Origin of the sequence: Sagittula stellata E-37, from assembly GCF_039724765.1 — a bacterium.
Lineage (GTDB): Bacteria > Pseudomonadota > Alphaproteobacteria > Rhodobacterales > Rhodobacteraceae > Sagittula > Sagittula stellata.
Genome location: NZ_CP155729.1, coordinates 1,408,568 through 1,429,829, shown reverse-complemented (window position 1 = coordinate 1,429,829; position 21,262 = coordinate 1,408,568). Strand labels below are relative to the sequence as shown.

At 67.5% G+C, this 21,262-nt stretch carries 17 protein-coding genes; 5 read left to right on the top strand and 12 right to left on the bottom strand.

The window, feature by feature from the left end; translation table 11 throughout:
• Nucleotides 1–34: 34 nt before the first annotated feature.
• The 5 genes from ABFK29_RS06750 to katG all read right to left on the bottom strand — a co-directional run bounded on the left by ABFK29_RS06750 (nt 35) and on the right by katG (nt 7,367).
• Nucleotides 35–1,462, bottom strand: coding sequence for a nickel-dependent hydrogenase large subunit (locus tag ABFK29_RS06750; RefSeq protein WP_005863651.1), 1,428 nt, complete (start codon nt 1,460–1,462; stop codon nt 35–37).
• Nucleotides 1,459–2,448, bottom strand: coding sequence for a HupU protein (locus ABFK29_RS06745; protein WP_040605178.1), 990 nt, complete (start codon nt 2,446–2,448; stop codon nt 1,459–1,461). The genes ABFK29_RS06750 and ABFK29_RS06745 overlap by 4 nt, the downstream gene beginning before the upstream one ends.
• Entirely contained in the window at nt 2,445–3,815 is a 1,371-nt protein-coding gene (locus ABFK29_RS06740) for a sensor histidine kinase (RefSeq protein ID WP_005863647.1), read from the bottom strand. The genes ABFK29_RS06745 and ABFK29_RS06740 overlap by 4 nt, the downstream gene beginning before the upstream one ends.
• 74 nt (nt 3,816–3,889) lie before the next feature.
• Nucleotides 3,890–4,972 (bottom strand): LysM peptidoglycan-binding domain-containing protein, encoded by a 1,083-nt coding sequence (locus ABFK29_RS06735; RefSeq protein WP_005863645.1) that lies wholly within the window; start codon nt 4,970–4,972, stop codon nt 3,890–3,892.
• Between the two features lie 187 nt (nt 4,973–5,159).
• Nucleotides 5,160–7,367, bottom strand: a complete 2,208-nt coding sequence (gene katG / locus ABFK29_RS06730) for a catalase/peroxidase HPI (protein ID WP_347100242.1) — start codon at nt 7,365–7,367, stop codon at nt 5,160–5,162.
• Nucleotides 7,368–7,576: 209 nt separating this feature from the next.
• On the opposite strand from katG, the gene ABFK29_RS06725 reads away from it, so the two are divergent.
• Nucleotides 7,577–8,476, top strand: a complete 900-nt coding sequence (locus ABFK29_RS06725; protein ID WP_005860698.1) for a hydrogen peroxide-inducible genes activator — start codon at nt 7,577–7,579, stop codon at nt 8,474–8,476.
• 291 nt (nt 8,477–8,767) lie between these two features.
• On the opposite strand, the gene ABFK29_RS06720 is transcribed toward ABFK29_RS06725, so the two are convergent.
• From ABFK29_RS06720 to ABFK29_RS06695, 6 genes are all read right to left on the bottom strand, one after another.
• Nucleotides 8,768–10,003 (bottom strand): CoA transferase, encoded by a 1,236-nt coding sequence (locus ABFK29_RS06720; RefSeq protein WP_005860696.1) that lies wholly within the window; start codon nt 10,001–10,003, stop codon nt 8,768–8,770.
• A complete protein-coding gene (locus ABFK29_RS06715; protein ID WP_005860694.1) occupies nt 10,000–10,869 on the bottom strand; it encodes an FAS1-like dehydratase domain-containing protein in 870 nt (289 codons plus the stop codon). The genes ABFK29_RS06720 and ABFK29_RS06715 overlap by 4 nt, the downstream gene beginning before the upstream one ends.
• Complete coding sequence (gene sucD, locus ABFK29_RS06710; protein WP_005860692.1) at nt 10,866–11,762, bottom strand: succinate--CoA ligase subunit alpha; 897 nt, start codon at nt 11,760–11,762, stop codon at nt 10,866–10,868. Before sucD ends, ABFK29_RS06715 begins: the two co-directional genes overlap by 4 nt.
• Nucleotides 11,763–11,809: 47 nt before the next feature.
• On the bottom strand, nt 11,810–12,991 hold the full coding sequence (locus ABFK29_RS06705; protein ID WP_005860690.1) for a malate--CoA ligase subunit beta: 1,182 nt from the start codon (nt 12,989–12,991) through the stop codon (nt 11,810–11,812).
• Nucleotides 12,992–13,124: 133 nt separating this feature from the next.
• Nucleotides 13,125–14,084: an HpcH/HpaI aldolase/citrate lyase family protein gene (locus ABFK29_RS06700; RefSeq protein ID WP_040604751.1), complete on the bottom strand. Its 960-nt coding sequence runs from the start codon at nt 14,082–14,084 to the stop codon at nt 13,125–13,127.
• A gap of 92 nt (nt 14,085–14,176) precedes the next feature.
• Complete coding sequence (locus ABFK29_RS06695) at nt 14,177–15,373, bottom strand: pyridoxal-phosphate-dependent aminotransferase family protein (protein ID WP_005860686.1); 1,197 nt, start codon at nt 15,371–15,373, stop codon at nt 14,177–14,179.
• A gap of 140 nt (nt 15,374–15,513) precedes the next feature.
• Between ABFK29_RS06695 and ABFK29_RS06690 the strand changes: the two genes are divergently transcribed.
• Nucleotides 15,514–16,908, top strand: a complete 1,395-nt coding sequence (locus tag ABFK29_RS06690; RefSeq protein WP_005860684.1) for a helix-turn-helix domain-containing protein — start codon at nt 15,514–15,516, stop codon at nt 16,906–16,908.
• 208 nt (nt 16,909–17,116) lie between these two features.
• Here the strand turns inward: ABFK29_RS06690 and ABFK29_RS06685 are convergent, their stop codons facing one another.
• Entirely contained in the window at nt 17,117–18,052 is a 936-nt protein-coding gene (locus tag ABFK29_RS06685; protein ID WP_005860681.1) for a LysR family transcriptional regulator, read from the bottom strand.
• A gap of 121 nt (nt 18,053–18,173) precedes the next feature.
• Here ABFK29_RS06685 and ABFK29_RS06680 point away from each other — a divergent pair, with 121 nt between their 5' ends.
• Genes ABFK29_RS06680 through ABFK29_RS06670 form a run of 3 tightly spaced genes read left to right on the top strand, consistent with a single transcriptional unit; the run spans nt 18,174 to nt 21,255 of the window.
• Nucleotides 18,174–18,494: a hypothetical protein gene (locus tag ABFK29_RS06680; RefSeq protein WP_005860679.1), complete on the top strand. Its 321-nt coding sequence runs from the start codon at nt 18,174–18,176 to the stop codon at nt 18,492–18,494.
• A complete protein-coding gene (amaB, locus tag ABFK29_RS06675; RefSeq protein ID WP_005860677.1) occupies nt 18,491–19,993 on the top strand; it encodes an L-piperidine-6-carboxylate dehydrogenase in 1,503 nt (500 codons plus the stop codon). Before ABFK29_RS06680 ends, amaB begins: the two co-directional genes overlap by 4 nt.
• Nucleotides 19,990–21,255, top strand: coding sequence for an NAD(P)/FAD-dependent oxidoreductase (locus ABFK29_RS06670; protein ID WP_005860675.1), 1,266 nt, complete (start codon nt 19,990–19,992; stop codon nt 21,253–21,255). Before amaB ends, ABFK29_RS06670 begins: the two co-directional genes overlap by 4 nt.
• Nucleotides 21,256–21,262: the final 7 nt, after the last annotated feature.

The following is a 21,262-nucleotide window of genomic DNA, read 5'->3' as shown; positions in this document are numbered from 1 at the left end:
GGGCGCGCCGCGCCACACCGCGCGTGGCGCGCCATCAATGCACCGTGCAGACCATGCACGGGTCGAAACTCCGAACCACGTGCTGCACGGCCAGGGGGGTGTCCTCGCCCTCCAGCACCTCCGCGCCGACCAGCGCCGCCTCCACCGGACCCGGAACACCGCCGCCATCGCGGGGCGAGAAGTTCCACGTGGTGGGCGCCACGATCTGGTAACTGGAAATGCGACCGCCCGCGACGCTCAGCCAGTGCCCGAGCGATCCGCGCGCCGCCTCCACCAACCCAACGCCCGACCCGTCTCGGGGCAGGGCCACGTCGGTCATGAAGGGCTTTTCCGGTGCGATCCCGGCCAGAAGCCCTTCCAGGGCGATCTGCGTCCGTGCGATTTCCAGAAGCCGCCCCGCAACCCGCGCCCGCACCCCGCCTTCGCCCGCCAGCGCCACCGCCAGCGGGTGGCCGTCGACGATCTGCCGCGCCAGCGCGCCGACTTCGACGGTCTCTCCGCCAAGGCGCGGCGCCTTGCACCAGCTGTAGGCGTCCGCGCGCATGGCCGCATCGGGGCGCGTCTCACCGGCGGACGGATGCGCCGCCTCGCCCAGCATCCACGCGTGGCTCAGGTCCTCGACGATGGCGGTCTCGTCCACCGGCCCCACCGCGCCGTCCTGCCACATCCCGCGCCGAAAAAGCCGCCCCTCGGGCACCGGGTAGGCGCCGAAGGACATGTACCGCCCCGGCCCCCGGCCCAGTCCGGCTAGCCCCGTGTCCTGCGCCGCCTCCAGGAACAGTCCGGCGTCGCCCGTGCTCCAACGCTCCAGCCCCGCCACGTCGGCCAGCGTATCGAAAGCCTCAAGCGGCGCGCCGAAGACCTCACGTTCCAGGAACCGCCGGAAGCCCGCCAGCCACGCCCCGATGCGTGCCTTGTCGCGAACCGAGGGCGCGCGCGTGACGCCCCCCGTCTGGATTGCCAGCGTGTGCGGCCACTTGCCGCCCAGAAGACCCACAACATGGAACAGCTCCGCCCGGGCCGCGACAGCCGCCCGCGTGCCAGAGCCCTGCCCGGCCAGGAACCGCGCCTGCACCCTCTCGTGCCACGCCCGGCCGGCATAGCCAGAACGCGCGAAATCCGGCATGAAGAACAGGTAGAAATGCGTCAGGTGGTCCAGCAGGTTCTCCACCCCGTGCAGCAGTGCGGCGACCCGCGCGCCCTCCGGTGCCATTTCCGCCCCGGCAAGATCGGCCAGCGCCAGCGCCGCCGCCGCCGACTGCGAGATCGAGCATATGCCGCAGATCCGCGGCGTGATCGTCAGCGCGTCTTCCGGCCCCTTGCCGATCATCATCCGTTCGAACCCGCGGAACATGGGCGAATTGGCATAGGCCGCCGTGACCCGCCCGTCCGCCACCTCCAGCCGAATCTCCAGGTCGCCTTCGACCCGGTTGAACGGCCCCACCAGCAAGGTCTTCGTCATGAGCGCGCCTTCGGACTGGGTGGGACCCGGATTCGGTCCGACACCGCGTTCCGCCCGATGCGCGGCGGCGTGGCGGCTTTGGATAGCGACGCCAGCGCCATGAACCACGCTTTCGGCATGTCCGTCGGCAACCCCACCGGGATGCCTGCGAACTTCGGTGTCTCGGCGAAGGCGTGGCCGGGCTCCTCGAACTCCGGCGCGGTGCAATTGATGCAGGGATATCCCGCCCGCGTACAGGAGCCTTCGCCGTTCCAGCCCCGGATGTTGCAATCGCCCACCGCCTGCGTCCCGACGCAACCGAGGTGCTCCATCATGCAGCCGATCTGGCTCAGCTTCTCGGCGCTGGCCTTGTACTCGTAGAACTCGTTCTTCGGGCAGGCGTGGTGGACGAGGTTTTCGGCGTAGAACTTCGGCCGCCCCAGCGTATCGAGCGCGGCCGTGTCCAGCACACCCTCCGCCAGCATCATCAGCGTCTCCGTCACCCAGTCGGGATGCGTCGGGCAGCCCGCGACGTTGACCACAGGCAGGCCACCTTTCGCGACGAACCCGGCCCCCAGCGCGCCACCCCGGTGCGCCCCGTCGTATTGCAGCCCCACGGCGTCGGTCAGGTTTTCGCCCGCCGAGGTCACACCGCCGTAGGTCGCACAGGTGCCCACCGCCACAACATGGGTGGCCATCGCCGACAGCGCCCGCACCCAGTCCAGCATCGACCGCCCTGTGCCGGCCATCATCTGGTAGCGTCCGGTCCCGCCCGGCCCCATCAGAACAGAGCCTTCGACACAGAGCACGTCCAGCTTTTGCTCGCCCGCCTCGATAGCGGACAGCAGGGCGCGCACCTCTCCGCCCGTCGCCTCCGAGAACGAGGGGTGCCACAGCATCTCGATCCCTGCCCCGTCCAGTAGGTCGAAGACCCCCGGCGCCTCGGCGCACAGGAGCGACATGGAGCATCCGCCGCAACCGGCAGTCTGCAACCAGAGTACGTTCATTCCCGCTCCGTCCCTTTCCCGGCGTCCTTTGCAGACTCCGCGCGCCTGAGCGCAACGCGAAAACAAGCGCCCCCCTCCTGCGGCAGCAGTTCCAGCGTGCCGCCGTGTTCCTCGACGATCTTGGCCGAGATCGCCAGCCCCAGACCCGTCCCCGCGCCCACGTCCTTCGTCGTAAAGAACGGATCGAAGATCGCCGCCGCAAGATCCTCCGGCACGCCGGGGCCGTTGTCGCGGATGTCGATCATCTCGCGTCGCGCGTCGCTGTGCAGCCGCAGGGTGATCTCTGCATCCGCCTGCCCGGCGATGGCATCCGCCGCGTTCTGAACGAGGTTCATCAACACCTGCTGAATGTGCCCGGGACGGCCCATTGCGGGCCCGTCGCAGGCGCCCTCGAAAGCGATCTTCAGGTCCGACCGGCTGCCGCGCTCCACCCAGCTTGCCGCGACGCGCGCGCAGTCGCCAAGATCGAAGGGCACCATGTCACCCGTCCCGTCCGCCGAGAGGCGGCGCAGGTCGGCCACGATGTCGCGCACCCGCTCTGCCCCTTCCTGCGCGCCGTTCAGGGCCGAACGCAGGTTTTTCAGGTCGCGGTCAAGCCGCAGCTTGGCGCGCAGGTCCACCAGTTCCTCACGCGGGGCCCCGGCCTGCACCCGCTCGAAATACTGTTCGAACCGGTCGACGTATTTCCCCAGCGCGTGGGAATTCGCGTAGACGAAGCTGATCGGGTTGTTCAATTCGTGCGCCACCCCGGCCAGCAACCGCCCGAGCGAGGCGAGCTTTTCGTTGCGCACCAAAAGGGTCTGCGCCTGCTTCAGGCGTTCGTGCCCTTCCGCCAGCTCGGAATAGGCGCGGCGCAATTCGCCCAGCGGCCGCCCCGTCAGAACGGCGCCCAGCCGGCGGCGTTGCTCCTGCCGGGGCGCCACGCGCCATTCCACCGGCTCCGGGCCGTCGCTGCTGGTCAGAGGCGCTTCGACCGCCGCGACGCTGCGATCCAGAACCGCCTGTTCGATGGCCCGGCGAAGCGCCTCGCGCGCGCCGGGTTCGAGGAAGTCTAGGAAGGGGCGGCCTACGGCCTGTGCCTCCGCCACGCCCACCATCGCGCAGAACGAAGCGCTCACCTCGACGATCAGCCCGTCGCGGTCGGTCACGACAAGGTAGTCGCCAATCGACTCGCGGATCGAGGCGAGCACACCGCGCAACGCCCTCAGTTCGGCGTTCCGGCTCTCAAGCTTTTCCTGGTAATCGACGAGTTCGGCATAGGTCCGGTCGACCGCGCGCAGCACGTCCGCCCAGGCGGCCTCCCCCATCTCGCCGGGGGCGGCTCCGGGCGGGTCGCTGTGTCCATGGCCTGAGACGCTGTTCTCCATTCCCCGACCCTAGCCGCCCCGAACCGCAAAGCACAATGCACGTCCAATTGACAAGGGTCGCCCGGGCCTCCGGGTCAGTTCCGGGCGCCCGCCGCCCGGACGAGATCCGTGGCTGCGCCATGGCCCGTCTTCGGCGCGCGGCGTGGCAGCAGGATACGCTTGTTGCCCCCCGATTCGGCGACCACCGCCTCGGCGCCGCTGACCGCCGCGCGTCCCGCGCCGCCCTTCTTGCCCGAGTGCCCGCCGGTCCGCACGCCGCCGGTGACGACGTCGCGGCTCCCCGACATGAGGATCTTGGCGCCCTGTGCGCCGCGTGTCAGCATCCGGCTCGCCAGCGCGTAGCTCGGCAGCTTTTCTCCCATCGCCGGGTCGGACGTGATGAACACATCGACGCCGGAATCGGTGATCGGCATGGCCACCTGTATCAGCTGTATACCCTCAGAGGCGTCCTCTTCCGATTGCCCACGGTGCTGGATCTCGATCTTCATCGACAGCAACGGATCGAACCTGTGCCCGTACATGCGGATTTCGTGCGTCGGCAAGTCGACCTGGCCGGTGCGGACACGGGTCACCGGGTTGACCTTCAGCCGCGCCGTCAGGCCACCTGCCGTGCGGAACGTGTTTCCGAAGCTCAAGGTAACCATCGCCTCCTCGGACCGATAATCGGCCATGATGGCGTTGAAGAGACGCGACAGGATCATGCGCTTCGCGGTCGCCTGAGCGATCTCGTAAGTGGCCGGCTTCATGTCGAGGAATTGGACCGGGTCCTTCGCCTGCATCCCCATCGCGCCAACGAGGCTCAGCGTGATGCGGAAGTCGGGGTGGAAGGCAGTGCCCGTCACCTTGACCATGTCGAACTCGAACCGCGGCGGCGTCACTTCCCGCTGGGCGCCACGCTCACCCAGGGACCGGCGCAGACTACGCGCCATCGGCAGCGGCGCCCGGCGCGGCAGCTTCGATCCGTCCTTCGGGATGTAGATCGTGTCGCCGGTGAACAGCACGTCGGGATCGACGATCAGCGTGGCATTGTTCGGCAGGCGCTCGGCGTCGATGTTCATGCGCCATATGTCGCCCCAAAGCCTTGTGTCGCCCAGCTTGCGCCCGGCGATGCCCCAAAGCGTATCCCCGTCCCGGATGGTGTAGGGTCGGATGGACATGGCGGCCCCTTTCGAAATCCTGTCAGGAACGCGCCCCTAGGCCACACGTTCCGCGTCAATGGCCGCAGCCTAGCACCGCAGCCGTCGCGCGGGGAAGTATGCGAAACCCAACCTTGCGGAAAAAAGCCCCTGAACGCAAAACGGCGCCCCCGGGGGCGCCGCCTGCATCGTCACATGTGCAAGGCCGTCAGGCCACGTCGAACCGGTCGGCGTTCATCACCTTGTTCCACGCGCTGACGAAATCGCAGATGAACTTCGCCTTGTTGTCGTCCTGCGCATAGACCTCGGACAGCGCCCGAAGCTGGCTGTTGGACCCGAAGACCAGATCGACCCGCGTGCCCGTCCAGCGCGCGCCACCGTCGGAACGGTTGGTCGCCTTGAAGGTGCCGTCCTCGTCCGCCGGGGCCCACTTCACACCCATCTCGGTGATGCCTTCGAAGAACTTGGTGTCCAGAACACCGTAGTCCCCGTCGAACATCCCGTGCGTGCTGCCGCCGTGGTTGGCGCCCAACGCCCGCATCCCGCCGACCAGCACCGTCATCTCGGGCGCCGACAGGCCCAGAAGCTGCGCCTTGTCCAGCAGCATCTCCTCGGCCGAGACGGCAAAGGTCGCCTGCGCGTAGTTGCGGAAACCGTCAGCCTGCGGTTCCAGCGGCTCGAAGCTCTCGGCGTCGGTGTGCGCGTCGGTGGCATCGACACGGCCCGGAACGAAGGGCACGTCGACCTCCTGTCCGCCCGCCTTCGCCGCCTTCTCGATGGCGGCGGCACCGCCCAGCACGATCAGGTCGGCGATGGAGACCTTCTTGGCCCCCTTCGCGTCGAAACCGGCCTTGATGCCTTCGAGCACGGACAGCACCTGCGCCAACTGCTCCGGCTCGTTGACCGCCCAGTCCTTCTGCGGCGCAAGACGGATGCGCGCACCATTGGCGCCGCCCCGCTTGTCGGACCCGCGGAAGGTCGAGGCAGAGGACCACGCGGTGTAGACGAGATCGCGCACCGACAGGCCGCTCGACAGGATCTCTGCCTTCAGCGCGGCGACATCGGCGTCGTCGATCGTCGGATAGTCGGCCTCCGGCAGCGGGTCCTGCCAGATCAGGTCCTCTTCCGGAACTTCCGGCCCGAGGTACAGCGACTTCGGCCCCATGTCGCGGTGCGTCAGCTTGAACCACGCGCGGGCGAAGGCCTCGGCGAACTCTTCGGGGTTCTGGTGGAACCGGCGCGAGATCTTCTCGTACGCGGGGTCCATGCGCATCGCCATGTCGGCGGTGGTCATCATCGGCTTGACCTTCTCGCCCGAACCGTCGACCTGCGGCGCGAAATCGTCGTCCTTCAGGTCCTTCGGCGTCCACTGGTTCGCACCGGCGGGCGACTTCGTCAGTTCCCACTCGTAGCCAAACAGCAGGTCGAAATAGCCCATGTCCCACTGTGTCGGGTTCGCGGTCCACGGTCCCTCGATGCCCGAGGTGATGGTGTACTTGCCCAGCCCGGTTTCATGGGTGGAGGCCCAGCCGAAGCCCATCGCCTCCAGCGGCGACGCCTCGGGGTCGGAGCCGACCAGACCGGCATCACCGGCGCCATGCGCCTTGCCGAAGGTGTGGCCGCCAGCGGTCAGCGCGACGGTTTCCTCGTCGTTCATCGCCATGCGGGCAAAGGTCTCGCGGATGTCGCGGGCCGAGGCCAGCGGGTCCGGGTTGCCGTCGGGGCCTTCCGGGTTGACGTAGATCAGGCCCATCTGCACGGCGGCCAGCGGGTTCTCAAGCACGCGTTCGCCGGTGTAGCGCGATCCTTCGCCGCCGGAAGTCGCCAGCCACTCGGCCTCGGACCCCCAGTAGACGTCCTGCTCCGGCTCCCACGTGTCGACGCGTCCGCCGCCAAAACCGAAAGTGCGCCCGCCCATCGATTCGATGGCCACGTTGCCCGCAAGGATGAAGAGGTCGGCCCAGGACAGGCTGTTGCCGTACTTCTTCTTCACCGGCCACAGCAGGCGGCGGGCCTTGTCGAGGTTGCCGTTGTCCGGCCAGGAGTTGAGCGGCGCGAACCGCTGCTGGCCCGAGCCCGCGCCGCCCCGGCCATCCGCCGTGCGGTAGGTCCCGGCAGAGTGCCAGGCCATGCGGATCATGAACGGGCCGTAGTGGCCGTAGTCCGCCGGCCACCAGTCCTGGCTGTCGGTCAACAGCGCACTGAGGTCCTTCTTCACCTCCTTCAGGTCGAGCTTCCGGAAGGCATCCGCGTAGGAGAAGTGCTCGCCCATCGGGTTCGATTTCGGTGCGTGCTGGTGCAGGATGCCCAGGTTGAGCTGGTTCGGCCACCAGTCACGGTTAGAGCGCACCCCAAAGGTCGAGGCGATCTGCGCCCCGTGCATCACCGGGCATCCGCCTGCGTTGTTTCCGTCCATGTCGATCTCCCTACGGTCAAAGTCGGTTTCGGCCCCATGGAAGGCAGCAAACCCTTGGGACCATTCGTGTATTCTCGTTCCGTGACGTTTTTCGGCACGGGCCGTGGCCGCGCGCTCTGTCTCCTCGCGCCGCCAGTCTGGACTCTTTCTAAACGGCGGCGCCAATATATTTAAGTTGAAAGTTCTGATGGCATTCATAACTTGCGATTATGAAGAACATCACCCTGAAACAGTTGCGCTATTTCGAGGCGCTCGCCCAGAAGGGGCATTTTGGCCATGCCGCCGTTAGCTGCGCGATATCGCAGCCGGCCCTGTCGGTGCAGATCAAGGAACTGGAGGCCGAGCTTGCCATGCCGCTGTTCGAACGCGGGCCGCGCTCCGTGCGTCTGACCGGCTTCGGCGAGACGTTCCGGCAACGGGTGACGGAGATCCTGCGTTCCGTGGACGAGCTGGGCGACCTCGCCCGCAGCGCACAAGGCGGCCACATCGGGCGGTTGCGGCTGGGCATCATCCCGACCATCGCGCCTTACCTGCTGCCCCGGCTGGTGGGTCACCTGTCGGCCGAGTTCGACGGCCTGGACCTGCGCGTCCGCGAAACCCTGACCCCGCGCCTGATCGCCGAGCTGCACGATGGCCGCATCGACGCCGCCATCCTCGCGCTGCCGATCTCCGAACCGGCGTTGACCGAGGTGGCCCTTTTCGATGAGACATTCGTGCTCGTGCGGCCCGACCACGACGCGGAAAAACCGGTGCCCGACGGCGAAGCGCTTCAGAAAATGCGCCTGTTGCTGCTGGAGGAAGGCCACTGTTTCCGGGACCAGGCGCTGTCGTTCTGCAAGCTGGGATCGGCCATGCCGCGCGACGGGCTGGACGGCTCGTCGCTGACGACGCTGGTGCAGATGGTCGGCGCGGGAATCGGCGTCACGCTGATCCCAGAGATGGCCGTCCCGGTGGAAACCGGCGCGGCGCAGGTCTCTGTCGCGCATTTCGCCGAGCCCCAGCCGTCGCGCACCATCGGCATGGTCTGGCGGAAGTCCTCGCCCATGGCGGGGCAGTTCGCGCGCATCGCCGAGGTCGTCCGCCGGGTCGGCGCGGCTTCGGACCGCTGACGCGATCCGAAGCGCCGGGTTGCTTTTGCGGGCCTGTCCGGTCTGGCGGCAAGGTCGGGGTCGGACCGCTGGCGCGCTCCGACCCGCCGGGGGCGCTGCCCCCGGACCCCCGAGGTACTTGGGCCAAGATGAAGGGACGGGCCGGGAAGAAAGGGTGGATTGCAGGGGGGCGTGGGTTCGGAGAGAACGGTTGTCAGGGCGCTCCGGGTCCGCGCCGGGGGGCGGCGCGGACCCATTCCGGTGTCCGGGTTGCGCGTCCGGTCACCGGGCTCAGCGGCGAAGCGCTGCGCGTCAGGAGGCCATGCGCAGGCGGTCGCCCGGCTGCATGGCCACGCCATCGTCGATGAGGCGACCGATCTCTCCGTCCGTGAGGCGGGCCACGTCGGCGAGCACCTCCTCGGTGTGCTGGCCGAGGATCGGGGCGGGACGGGGTTTGTCGCGCCCGTAGCCCGCGAAGCTGAACGGCGAGCCGGGGGTCAGCATCCGCCCGACGCCGGGCTGGTCGATCTCGGCGAACATCGGGTTGGCGGTGGAGATGTCGGGGTCCTCCGCCACGGCCTCGGCGAAGCTGCGGAAGACCGACCATGTGACGCCAGCCTTGTCGAAGAGATCGGCGAAATCGGCGAGGCCGCGTGCCGCGAACCAGGGCGTCAGCACCTTGGTGATGGCGGCGCGGTGTTCCCAGCGGGCGGCTTCGGTGTCCAGATCGGCGTTCAGTGCCCCCGACAGGTAGTTCATGTCGGTCTCCGTTCCGGTCACCCGGCAGAGGGTCTTCCACTGGCGCAGCGTCAGGGCGATGACCATCACCCGCCGTCCGTCGGCGCAGAGAAAATCCTGACCGTAGGCCCCGTAGAGCGCATTGCCGTGTTTCTCGCGGGTCTCGCCGTTGACCTGCACCTCGCCGATGATCCCGAGGTTGCCGAGCATCGCGCTGGCCGCGTCCTTCAGGGTCAGATCGGCTAACTGCCCCTGACGAGTGCGCAGCCGGTGGCGTTCCGCGGCCAGAAGCCCGCTGACCACCATGTTGCCGGCGATGCAGTCCCAGGCCGGCAGGACGTGGCAGACCGGGTCGGCCGAGCCCTTCCCCCCCGTGGCCATCGGGAAACCCAACTGCGGGTTCACCGTGTAGTCCACCGCCGGGCGGCCGTGCCGGTCGCCGCGCAGCTGCACCATGCAGAGGTCGCCGCGCCGCTGCGACAGGGTGTCGTAATCGGTCCAGCCCTTGACCGCGAGGTTGGTGATGAACAGGCCCGCATCCGGCCCGGGGGCGCAGATGATTTCCTGCGCGATTTCCCGTCCGCGCGGCGATTTCACATCCAGTGCGACCGAGCGTTTGCCCTTGTTCATCCCGGCCCAGAAAAGGCTTTGCCCGTCCCGCGTCACCGGCCAGCGTTTCGCGTCCATGCCGCCCGTCGGCAGGTCGAAGCGGATCACGTCCGCGCCCATCTGCGCCAATGTCATACCGGCCAGCGGCACCGCCACGAAGGCGGAGCTTTCGACCACGCGCATGCCTGTCAGGATACTCATGCCGCCCACTCCATCCTTGCCTTCAGCCCGAGGTAGTCCTCGAAGGTCGCCGTTCCGATCTCGATCGCGCCGCCCGCCGGGTCCAGCGCGCCCACCAGCCGCAGGTCGCTGTCGTGGAACATCGGGTGCACCACGCGGTAGCTGAACCGCGCGGGCGTGCGGCCGGTGTGCCGTTCCGCCGCCTCGATCGCCATGGTGGCCTGCATCGGGCCATGCACGACCAAGCCTGGATACTTCTCCACCTGCTGCGCGTAAGGCAGATCGTAGTGGATGCGGTGCGCATTGTACGTCGCCGCCGAGTAACGGAAGAGCCGGACCTCGTTCATCGGCACCCGTTCGTCATAGGCCAGCCGGTCGGGCACCGGGGTCTGTTTCGGTGGGCGGAAGGTTTTGGGGATGTCGAGGTAGACGATGTTCTGTTCCTCCTCGACCGTGCCGCCCTCGGTGCCCGTGGTGACGTGATCGACGGTGACAAAGGCCATGCGGCCCGTCGCCCCCTCCTTCATCGTCACGGCGCGGATGGTCGAGACTTTGGCCAGACGCTCGCCCACGTGGAAGCGCCCCTTGAAGGCGACGCAGCCCCCCGCCCACATTCGGCGCCGGAACGGCAAGGGAGGGAGGAAGCCACCCAGCGCCGGATGCCCGTCTTCGCCCAGATCGAACATCTGGACGAACTCGGGGAACGCCACCCAGTGCCAGAGACTGGGCAGCGGCTGTCCGGCCCGCAGGTCGCGGTCCGGGGAGAGATCGTGGCCGACCGCCGCGCCGAGCATCCCGGCGAGGTTGGGCGTCACACCCCCTTCGACGGTCTGCGTGCGCCCGATCCAGGCGGCGTGGTCCGGTTCCATCAGGGACGACGCGCTCATGCCGCTTCCTTCATGCCCAGCATCCGGGCGACGGTCTCGCCCATGGCCGAGGGGTTGGGGGCGACGGTGATGCCGACAGCGGACAGCATGTCCACCTTCTCCTGCGCGCTCTCCCCGAAGGCCGAGATGATCGCGCCGGCATGGCCCATCTTGCGGCCCTTGGGTGCGGCGAGACCCGCGATGTAGGCCGCGACGGGTTTCGTCATGTGATCGCGGACGTATTCCGACGCCTCCGCTTCCTGCGGGCCGCCGATCTCGCCGATCATCATCACGGCGTCGGTGTCGGGGTCGTTCTCGAAGAGTTCGAGGATATCGCGGAAACTCGAACCGTTGATCGGATCGCCGCCGATCCCGATGGACGAGGAAATCCCGATCCCAAGCGCCTGCATCTGGCTGGCCGCCTCGTAGCCCAGTGTGCCCGAGCGGCCGATGATGCCCACGCGGCCCGCCGTGTAGATGTGCGGCGGCATGATGCCCATGAAGCCCTGCCCCGGGCTGATGATGCCCGCGCAGTTCGGCCCGATCAGCCGCATCTTGCGGTCGCGCGGGAAGCGGCGAAGGAAGCGCTTCACCCGCATCATGTCCTGCGCCGGGATGCCGTCGGTCACGCAGACCGCCGTCTCGATGCCCGCCTCCGCCGCCTCCATCATGGCGTCGGCGGCAAAGGCCGGCGGCACGAACAGCAGCGAGGCGGTCGCGCCGGTCTGCTCCACCGCCTCGCGGACGGTGTTGAAGACGGGTCGGTTCAGCACCGTGGTGCCGCCCTTGCCCGGCGTGACCCCGGCGACGACCTTCGTGCCGTATTCGATCATCTCCTGCGCGTGGAACTGGCCGATGCGCCCCGAAAGACCCTGCACGACGACCCGCGTGGTGTCCTTGATCAGAATTGCCATCTGGGAATGTCCTTTCTGCCCTGCCGCCCGTGCGGCGCGTGGGGCGGTTATTCTGCTGCGATTTTCTGCGAAGCGGCCGCCACGGCCCTGTCGGCGGCCTCGGCCAGCGTGTCGGCGGAGATGATCGGCAGGCCGCTCTCGCGGATGATCTTCCGGCCCTCCTCGACGTTGGTGCCCGACAGTCGGACCACCACGGGGATCTCGATACCCACGTCCGTGTAGGCCCGGATCACCCCCTTCGCGATCCAGTCGCAGCGGTTGATGCCCGCGAAGATGTTCACGAGGATCACGCTGACGTTTCGGTCCGACAAAACGGTGCGGAACGCCTGGCAGACCCGTTCGGGCGAGGCGCCGCCGCCGATGTCGAGGAAATTCGCGGGCTGCCCCCCGGCAAGCTGGATCATGTCCATCGACGCCATGGCGAGGCCCGCACCGTTGATGATGCACCCGATGTCGCCGTCCAGCCCCACGTAGGCCAGCCCGTTGTCGGCGGCCATCGCCTCGCGCGGGTCCTCCTGTCCGGGATCGCGCAGCGCTGCCACCTGCGGGCGGCGATAAAGCGCGTTGGTGTCGAAGGACATCTTCGCATCCAGCGCCACCAGATCGCCTTTCCCGGTGATGACCAGCGGATTGATCTCCACCATCATCGCGTCGAGATCGCGGTACGCCCGGTAGCAGGCCTGCAGGAAGGTCACGAACTGCGTCACCTGCGGCCCGGTCAGCCCCAGCCGAAAGCCTAAATCGCGCGCCTGGTATTCCCGCAGGCCCACCGCCGGGTCGATCACCGACCGGACCAGGCTGTCGGGGTCCTCATGCGCGAGGTCCTCGATCTCCATCCCGCCATGGCCGGAGGCGACGATCATGATGCGCTCCGACTTCCGGTCCAGCACGAAACCCAGGTACAACTCCTGCGCGATGTCGGACGCCTCCTCGACATACAGCCGGTAAACCCCCTTGCCCTGCGCATCGGTCTGCTTCGTCACCAGCCGCGTGCCCAGAAGCGAGGCGGCGTAGTCCATGACCTCCGCATCGGTCTTGCACAGCTTGACGCCGCCCGCCTCGCCTCGGCCGCCGGAATGTACCTGCGCCTTCACGACCCAAGGGCCCGCGCCGCCCAGCGCGCGGGCGCAATAGGCCGCCTGCTCCGGCGAATAGGCCACGAAGCCCTTCGGCACCGGCACGCCAAAGCCTTTCAGGATGTCCTTGGCCTGATGCTCATGAATGTCCATGTTCGTCTCTCCTCCATTCCGTAGGGTGGGGGTTCACCCCACCGCCCCGCCGGGCACGCCGAACCACCCCGCCGCCTGCGGGTGCTCTCGTAGGGCGGGGCTTCGCGCCGCCGCCCTCTTCGCCAAAAGAGCTTTATTCCGCCGCGATCGGCTGCGACTTCGCGGCGATGGCGTTCGCCATGTCGATCACATTGCGCGCCATCTTTTCGCTGGCCGCGTCGATCATCTTGCCGTCGAGGCTCGCCGCGCCCTTGCCTGCAGCCTCTGCCGCCTTCAGCTCCTCGATGATGCGTTGCGCCTTCGTGACCTCCGCCTCCGGCGGGCTGAACACGTCGTTGGCCATGGCGATCTGGCTGGGGTGGATCGCCCACTTGCCCTCGCAGCCCAATGCGGCGGCGCGCTTTGCCCCGGCGACATAGCCCTCCGGATCGCTGAAATCGCCGAACGGCCCGTCCACCGCCCGCAGCCCGTAGGCGCGGCAGGCCACCACCATCCGGCTGATCGAGGCGTGCCACTGGTCGCCCGGGTAGTCCGGGTTCAGGCCGCCGATGTTCACCGTCCGCGCCCGCATCGAGGCCGCGTAATCCGCCACCCCGAAGTGCAGCGCCTCCAGCCGTCCGCCGAACTGCGCGATGGCTTCGACGTTGGCCATGCCCAGCGCCGTCTCGATCAGCGCCTCAAGGCCCACGCGGTTCTCAAGCCCGCAGGCCTGCTCAATCTGGTTGACCATGGCCTCCACCATGTAGAGGTCGGCGGCCACACCGACCTTGGGCACCAGCAGCGTGTCCACCCGGTCGCCCGCCTTTTCCATGATGTCCACCACGTCGCGGTACATGTAATGCGTGTCGAGCCCGTTGATCCGCACCGACACGGTCTTGCCCTTCCCCGCCCAGTCGATGTCGTTCAGCAGTTCCACCGCGTTCTTGCGCGCCTGGTCCTTCTCGGGCGGCGCAACGGCGTCCTCAAGATCGAGGAACACATAGTCGGCGGCACTGTCGGCGGCCTTCTCGACCATGGCGGGGTTGGACGCGGGCACAGCCAGCTCAGAGCGGTGCAGGCGCTGCTTTCGCAGGGGGTGAAGCGTATGAGACATGATGTCCTCCTTGGTCAGAGCCTCCCGGACCGCGCCCCTGATGGGAGCGGCCGACAGGCGTCCGGTCGTTGAATGCGTTCGAAAAGGCGGGGTTATTCCGCCGCCAGCCTGAGGCCGCTCTGCGCGCCTTCGGCGAAATAAGACGAGGCGGCGGCCACCCCGGCGCCCAGCGGCACCTTCGCGCCCGCCTTGACCAGCGCCAGCTCCGCCAGGCCAAGCGCCGTCAGCGCCATACCCTCGTTGAAGCTGCCGAGGTGGCCGATGCGGAACACCTTGCCCGCCAGCCGCGCCAGGCCAGACCCGAAAGAGGCGTTCAGTTCCTCGTAGGCGATGCGCAGCACCTCGCGTGCGTCCACCTCCGGCGGCACACGGATCGCGCTGACCGTGTCGGACATCAGCGACGGATGCTCCGCCACCAGGTCCAGCCCCATGGCCTTCACACCCCGGCGCACGCCCTCGGCAAGCCGCGCGTGGCGGGCAAAGACGTTCTCCAGCCCTTCCCGCTCCAAAAGGTCGAGCGAAGCGCGCAGGCCATGCAGGAGCGGGGTCGGGGGAGTGTACGGGAAATAGCCGCTGCGGTTGATGTTCACCATGTCCTCGAAGTCGAAGTAGGCCCGGCGCATCCGCGCGGTCTTAGACACCGCCATGGCCTTCTGGCTGACACCGAGGATGCCGAGGCCCGCAGGCATCATCAGCCCCTTCTGGGAACCCGTCACGGCAAGGTCGACGCCCCATTCGTCCATCCGGAAATCGACCGAGGCGACCGAGGACACCCCGTCCACGAACAGCAGCGCATCATGGAAGCATTCGTCCATCACCCGGCGCACCGCGGCCACGTCGCTGACCACGCCCGCCGCCGTCTCGTTGTGGGTGACGAAGACCGCCTTGATCTCGTCGTCCTTGTCGGCGCCGAGGATACGCCCGTATTCCTTCCACGGCACACCCGCGCCCCAGGGCACATCGACACAGATCACGTCCAGCCCCAGCATCTCCGCCATCTTCACCCAGAGGTGCGAGAACTGCCCGTAGCGCGACATCAGCACCTTGTCGCCGGGGTTCAGCGTGTTGGTGATCGCCGCCTCCCACGCGCCGGTGCCGGAGCCGGGGAACATCATCACCTCGCCGTTCGTCGTCTTGAAGACCCGCTTCAGGCCCTCGAACAGCGGCAGCGTGAACTCGGCGAAGTCAGGGGCGCGCATGTCCTGCTGCGGCACGTTCATCGCCTGTCGCACCACCTCCGGGACGTTCGTGGGACCGGGAATGAACAGATGGGTGTAACCGCTTTGCATAATGGCGCCTCCTCTTCGCTGACGCCAACATGCGCGGTCTGCCCACAAAGCGGAAACCAAACCGGGTCCTGCTGTGAACGCGAAATTTTACAAACCCTCACAATTGTAAAAGTGTCAAATTCTGTATACTGTAAAATACTATGAAAACCTTCATCGGCCCGCGCCTCAGGCGCCTGCGCATCGAACACGGTCAGACACAGGTCCAGATGGCGAAGGAACTCGGCATCTCCACCTCTTACGTCAACCTTTTGGAAAAGAACGAAAGATCGGTCTCTGTCCCGGTCCTCCTGAAGCTGTTCGAAGCCTACGGCGTCGATTGGCGCGACATCGCGGAAGACGACGACACCGCCGCCCTCGCCGACATCCGCGCCGCCCTCCAGGACCCGCTTTTCGAAGGTCACCGACCCGATCTGCCGCAACTGCGCGCCAGCCTCGCGCACAGCCCGGACCTCGCGCAGGCCTTCGTCATGCTGCACCGCGCCTATCTCGCCGCCACCGATCAGCTCATGTCCGTGGCCGCCGCAGGCGAGGAATCGGTCCTGCCGACCGCGCCCGAGGCCGTCGTCCACAACGTCTTCCGCCGCCACGACAACCACTTCCCCCGCCTCGAAGCCGCAGCCGAAGCCTTCTGGGACGCGCCCGTCGCCGCCGACGACATGTACTTCGCCCTGAAATCCCGCCTGCGCCAGCAGCTTGGCCTGCGTGTCCGCATCGCCCCCGTGGCCGAGATGCCCGCCTCCTTGCGCGAATACGACCAGTCCCAGGGCGAGGTCCGCCTCTCCGAAGCCCTCGACCACCCCAACCGCCTGTTCCAGCTCGTGCATGTCGCGGGCCTTCTCGAACAGGCCGACCTGCTCGACGCCATCCTGACCGAGGCCGGGCTGGAAGACGCCCACGGCCGCGCCCGCTGCCGGGTCGAACTGGCGAACTACTTCGCCGCCGCCGTGCTCATGCCCTACGACCGCTTCCTGGCCGAAGCGCGGGCCTCCAAGTACGACTTCGACCACCTCGCCACCCGCTTCGGCGTCTCGTTCGAACAGGCCTGCCACCGCGCCACCACGCTCCAGCGCACGGGGCACCGCGGCATCCCCTTCTTCTTCCTCCGGATCGACAAGGCGGGAAACGTCACCAAGCGCTTCAACGCCACGGACTTCCACTTGGCCGAGTACGGCGGCGCCTGCCCGAGGCTTGAGGTCCACTCCGTGTTCCGCACGCCCGGCCGCATCGTGCCGCAGGTGGTCGAGATGCCGGACCGGTCGCAGTTCTTCGTCTTCGCGCGCACCGTCGACCGGCCCACCTTCACCCGCCACGCGCAGGACATCCGCCTTGCCGTGGCCATGGGCTGCGCCCGCGATCACGCCGACGCCCTGGGCTACGCCGAGGACCTCAACCTGACCGAGGCCCGCCCCACCGAGATCGGCATCAACTGCCGCATCTGCCCCCGCGCCAACTGCGACCAGCGCGCCCACCAGGCCTTGGTGCTCTCGACCCCGGTCGACACGGCGCGACGGGGCGCGACACGATACGCAACATGAGGGCGAAGACCGGGTTCTTGCCCAGACAGCCAAGGCAACCCGGCCGGGGCGCGCCCACCACCATCAGGTGTCCCCCGCTGTAGCTCGCCCCCAGATGCCGATCCGCGACAGCGCGCCCTCCTGTTTCGACGTGCCGCTCGGAGTCAGCGGGGACGAGATCATCCGCCCCATCGCGACCCTGCCCAGTCCAACGGACGGATCGATCCCCTCAAGACGCGGGATCAAGATGCCGGCGGCCCGTGCCGTCCTTGGCTTTCCCGTCCGTAGCCTTCCTCAACCAGTCCACGAACAGGGCGCGCGGCTGATAGTTCGGCTCATCCTTGGGCCAGACGAAATAGTAAGTGCCGACGCTGGTCTTGCTTTCAGACCACAGCGCAACCAGCCGGCCGTCCTGCAATTCGTTTTCTACAAGATAGGTCGGCAACAGCGCGGCGCCCATACCGTGGATGGCCGCCTGTACCATCGACGCGAACTGATCGAAAAGCATGCCGACGGGGCACTCGACCTCTTCTCCAAGCGCCTGAGCCCATTTTTCCCACGCATCCGGGCGCGTCTCCAGATGAAGAAGCGGCAGGGAAAACAGATCGGTCAGGGTGTTGCCCCGCAAGGTGCCCGCCACCTTCGGCGACGCCACCGGCACCACGTATTCGCGCATCAGCTCCTGATAAGCGACATCGGACCAGTCGCGCCCGCCAAAGTGGATGGCCCCGTGAAATGGCTCGGACGCAAAATCGAAGGGTTTCAAACGGGTGCTGAGGTTCACGGTCACTTCCGGATGCCGCGCCACGAAGTCGGGCAGCCTCGGGGCCAGCCAGCGGACACCGAAAGCCGGGAGCATCGCGATGTTCAACTGCCCGCCGCGGGGGTTGGCCTTCAGGCGCAGGCTTGCCGTTCCGATCTGTTCGAGCGCGGCCCTGATCTGCGTGCAGTAGTCGCGCGCCGCCGGGGTAAGCGCGATGGCCTTCCTGTCCCGCGTGAACAGCGGCGTATCCAGGTAGTCCTCCAGAACCTTGAGCTGACGGCTCACCGCGCTTTGCGACACGCCCAGCTCAAGACCGGTTTGCGTCACATTCCCCGTCCGCTCGAACGACTCGAGCGCGCGGAGCGCCGTCATCGGAGGCAGGAAGCGCTTCGGATGCGGCATGGGTATGATCCTTTTGCATGATAAATGCGATAATCGCGTTTCTCATATGAGAGAACAGCATGTCAAACAGCCCATGTAACAGGAGCGCGCCGTGCTGCGGAAAGCCGACAGAACAGACGGAATGACGCTGTCCGGGATCGTCGCGATCTCGGAAGACGCGGCGCTGAACGTCACTCCCGGCATCGCCTGCAAGGTGCCCGACGGGGCCGCCCACGTCTTCCCGTCCGGCGCGGCGTTGCCAACCCCGATTGCGACGAACGCCGACGTCTGTGCCTACATTCTGGCCGCGAGCGGCCCCGGCCTCGCGACCTGCCCAGCCTTCGGGTTGCCGGAACATTTCCGCCCATCCTACGCATATGCACGCGCCGATCTGGAAGACGGCTGCGCGCGCCTGAACCGGGCCGTCCAGGGCCTGATCTCGAACCAAAGGACAGCCTCATGACCTACCAGCACATTCTCGACGCCTGCGGCCTGACCGCGGCGGAAACCACCGGCGGCACGCTTTCCGTCACCACCCCTGTGGACGGCAGCGAAATCGCCCGGGTTCCAATGCACTCGGTCGCCGACGCCGAGGCCGCGATTGCCAAGGGGGTTGAGGCCTTCGAGGCATGGCGCAAGGTCCCCGCGCCACGGCGGGGCGAACTCGTGCGCCTTCTCGGCGAAGAGCTGCGCCGCGAAAAGGAGAACCTCGGCCGCCTCGTGTCGCTGGAATGCGGCAAGATCTATCAGGAGGGGCTGGGCGAGGTGCAGGAGATGATCGACATCTGCGACTTCGCGGTCGGCCTGTCGCGTCAGCTTTATGGTCTGACCATCGCGTCGGAACGGCCCGGCCACTCGATGCGCGAAACATGGCACCCGCTTGGGGTTTGCGGCATCATCACCGCCTTCAACTTCCCCGCAGCGCCGTGGTGCTGGAACGCCGCGCTGGCGCTGGTCTGCGGCGATCCGGTCATCGCCAAGCCGTCCGAGAAGACCCCGCTGACCCAGCTGGCGATCCAGAAGATCTGCGACCGCGCCATGGCGGCCTTCGGCGGGGACGCGCCCGAGGGCCTGATCCAGACCCTGATCGGCGAACGCGACCTGGGCGAGGTCCTGACCGCCTCGCGCGATGTGGCGCTGATCTCGGCAACCGGCTCCGTGCCCATGGGCAAGGCGGTCGCGGCGGACATGTCCAAACGGCTGGGCAAGACGATCCTTGAACTCGGCGGCAACAACGCGATGATCGTCGCCCCTTCGGCGGATCTGGAAATGGCCGTGCGGGCGATTGTCTTTTCCGCCGTCGGCACGGCGGGCCAGCGCTGCACCTCGCTGCGCCGCCTGATCGTGCACGAAGACATCTACGACCAGCTGATCCCGCGCCTGACCAAGGTTTACGAAGGGCTTTCCATCGGCAGCCCGCTTGAGGCCGGCACCCTTGTCGGCCCGTTGATCGACGCAGGTGCCATGACGGCGATGGAGAAGGCGCTGGAACAGGCCTGCGCCGAAGGCGGCACCGTCCATGGCGGTGGCCGGGCGTTGACGGATCAATACCCCGATGCGGCCTATGTCGCCCCCGCCATCGTCGAAATGCCCGCGCAAAGCGCCATCGTGCACACCGAAACCTTCGCGCCGATCCTCTACGCGATGAAATACACCGACCTCGACGCGGCCATCGCGATGCAGAACGCGGTGCCGCAGGGCCTGTCGTCGTGCATCTTCTCTACCGATCTACGCGAGACCGAGCATTTCCTCTCGGCGCAAGGCTCTGACTGCGGCATCGCCAACGTCAACATCGGGCCTTCGGGCGCGGAAATCGGCGGAGCCTTCGGCGGCGAAAAGGAAACCGGCGGCGGGCGCGAAAGCGGATCGGACGCATGGCGCGCCTACATGCGCCGTCAGACCAGCACGGTGAACTACTCGCGCGAGCTGCCGCTCGCCCAAGGCATTTCGTTCGAGATATGACCGATCCGCGCCTCGACAGCCTCTGGTCCGACACCGCGCCCGACCGGACCCCCTATGCACCTCTGCGTGACAAGATCGCCGTCGATGTCGCCGTCATCGGCGGCGGCTTCACCGGCGTCTCGGCGGCTTATCATCTGGCCGCCGGTGGCGCCTCGGTCGCGCTGCTGGAGGCGCGGACCATTGGCTATGGCGGGTCGGGCCGCAACGTCGGCCTTGTCAACGCGGGGCTCTGGACGCCGCCGGACGACGTGGAAAAGACGCTTGGCCAGACAACCGGAGGCGGGCTGAACGACCTGCTCGCCACCGGCCCCGCAACGGTCTTCGAGCTGATCGAGAAGCACCAGATCCGCTGCGAGGCGACACGGAATGGGACGCTGCACTGTGCCCACTCGATGGCTGGCCTGCGCGATCTGGAAAACCGCTTTGCCCAGCAAGAGGCGCGTGGCGCGCCGGTCAAGCTGCTGGACGCGGAAGAAACCGCGCGGCGCACGGGCAGTACGGCGTACTACGGCGCGCTCTGGGACGGGCGGGCCGGCACCATACAGCCGCTGGCCTATGTTCAGGGGCTGGCCAGTGCGGCAGCGGCTCAGGGCGCGCGGATCTTCGAGGAAACGGGCGCCCTGAGCATGGCGGAAACCTCTGACGGCTGGACGATCCGAACGGCACAGGGCGAGGTGCGCGCGGCGCGGCTGATCCAGGCCACCAATGCCTATGGCACGGGCGCGGCGGATGACAACGCGATCATTCCGGCGCATTTCTTCCAACTGGCCACCGCCCCCCTGCCCGACGATCTGCGGCAAAGCATCCTGTCCGGCGGCGAAGGCTGCTGGGACACGGCGATGATCATGTCGTCCTTCCGCCTCGATCGGGCGGGTCGGATGATCTTTGGCGCGCTCGGCAATCTCGACGGTTTCGGCGGCGCGCTGCATCGCGGCTGGGCCACGCGCAAGATGGCGAAGGTCTTCCCGCAACTGGCGGGCATCCCGTTCGAGCAGCATTGGACCGGGCGCATCGCGATGACCGGCACCCACCTGCCCCGCATCGAACGGCGCGGGCGCACCGGCATTTCCATCTTCGGCTACAGCGGGCGCGGCATTTCCCCCGGCACGCTCTTTGGCCGTGCCGCCGCAGATTGGGCGCTTGGCACCGGCGATCTGCCGCTGCCGGTCCAGGACCCGCAGCCCGAAGCCTACGCCGGCGCCAAAAGCCTTTACTACGAGACCGGCGCGACCCTGACCCATCTCGCGAACGGGCGCATATAGGCGCCAA

Bases quoted from the DNA above. Each gene is read 5' to 3' on its own strand.
- ABFK29_RS06750 (WP_005863651.1), bottom strand. From the start codon at position 1,462: ATGACGAAGACCTTGCTGGTGGGGCCGTTCAACCGGGTCGAAGGCGAC.
- ABFK29_RS06745 (WP_040605178.1), bottom strand. From the start codon at position 2,448: ATGAACGTACTCTGGTTGCAGACTGCCGGTTGCGGCGGATGCTCCATG.
- ABFK29_RS06740 (WP_005863647.1), bottom strand. From the start codon at position 3,815: ATGGAGAACAGCGTCTCAGGCCATGGACACAGCGACCCGCCCGGAGCC.
- ABFK29_RS06735 (WP_005863645.1), bottom strand. From the start codon at position 4,972: ATGTCCATCCGACCCTACACCATCCGGGACGGGGATACGCTTTGGGGC.
- katG (WP_347100242.1), bottom strand. From the start codon at position 7,367: ATGGACGGAAACAACGCAGGCGGATGCCCGGTGATGCACGGGGCGCAG.
- ABFK29_RS06725 (WP_005860698.1), top strand. From the start codon at position 7,577: ATGAAGAACATCACCCTGAAACAGTTGCGCTATTTCGAGGCGCTCGCC.
- ABFK29_RS06720 (WP_005860696.1), bottom strand. From the start codon at position 10,003: ATGAGTATCCTGACAGGCATGCGCGTGGTCGAAAGCTCCGCCTTCGTG.
- ABFK29_RS06715 (WP_005860694.1), bottom strand. From the start codon at position 10,869: ATGAGCGCGTCGTCCCTGATGGAACCGGACCACGCCGCCTGGATCGGG.
- sucD (WP_005860692.1), bottom strand. From the start codon at position 11,762: ATGGCAATTCTGATCAAGGACACCACGCGGGTCGTCGTGCAGGGTCTT.
- ABFK29_RS06705 (WP_005860690.1), bottom strand. From the start codon at position 12,991: ATGGACATTCATGAGCATCAGGCCAAGGACATCCTGAAAGGCTTTGGC.
- ABFK29_RS06700 (WP_040604751.1), bottom strand. From the start codon at position 14,084: ATGTCTCATACGCTTCACCCCCTGCGAAAGCAGCGCCTGCACCGCTCT.
- ABFK29_RS06695 (WP_005860686.1), bottom strand. From the start codon at position 15,373: ATGCAAAGCGGTTACACCCATCTGTTCATTCCCGGTCCCACGAACGTC.
- ABFK29_RS06690 (WP_005860684.1), top strand. From the start codon at position 15,514: ATGAAAACCTTCATCGGCCCGCGCCTCAGGCGCCTGCGCATCGAACAC.
- ABFK29_RS06685 (WP_005860681.1), bottom strand. From the start codon at position 18,052: ATGCCGCATCCGAAGCGCTTCCTGCCTCCGATGACGGCGCTCCGCGCG.
- ABFK29_RS06680 (WP_005860679.1), top strand. From the start codon at position 18,174: ATGACGCTGTCCGGGATCGTCGCGATCTCGGAAGACGCGGCGCTGAAC.
- amaB (WP_005860677.1), top strand. From the start codon at position 18,491: ATGACCTACCAGCACATTCTCGACGCCTGCGGCCTGACCGCGGCGGAA.
- ABFK29_RS06670 (WP_005860675.1), top strand. From the start codon at position 19,990: ATGACCGATCCGCGCCTCGACAGCCTCTGGTCCGACACCGCGCCCGAC.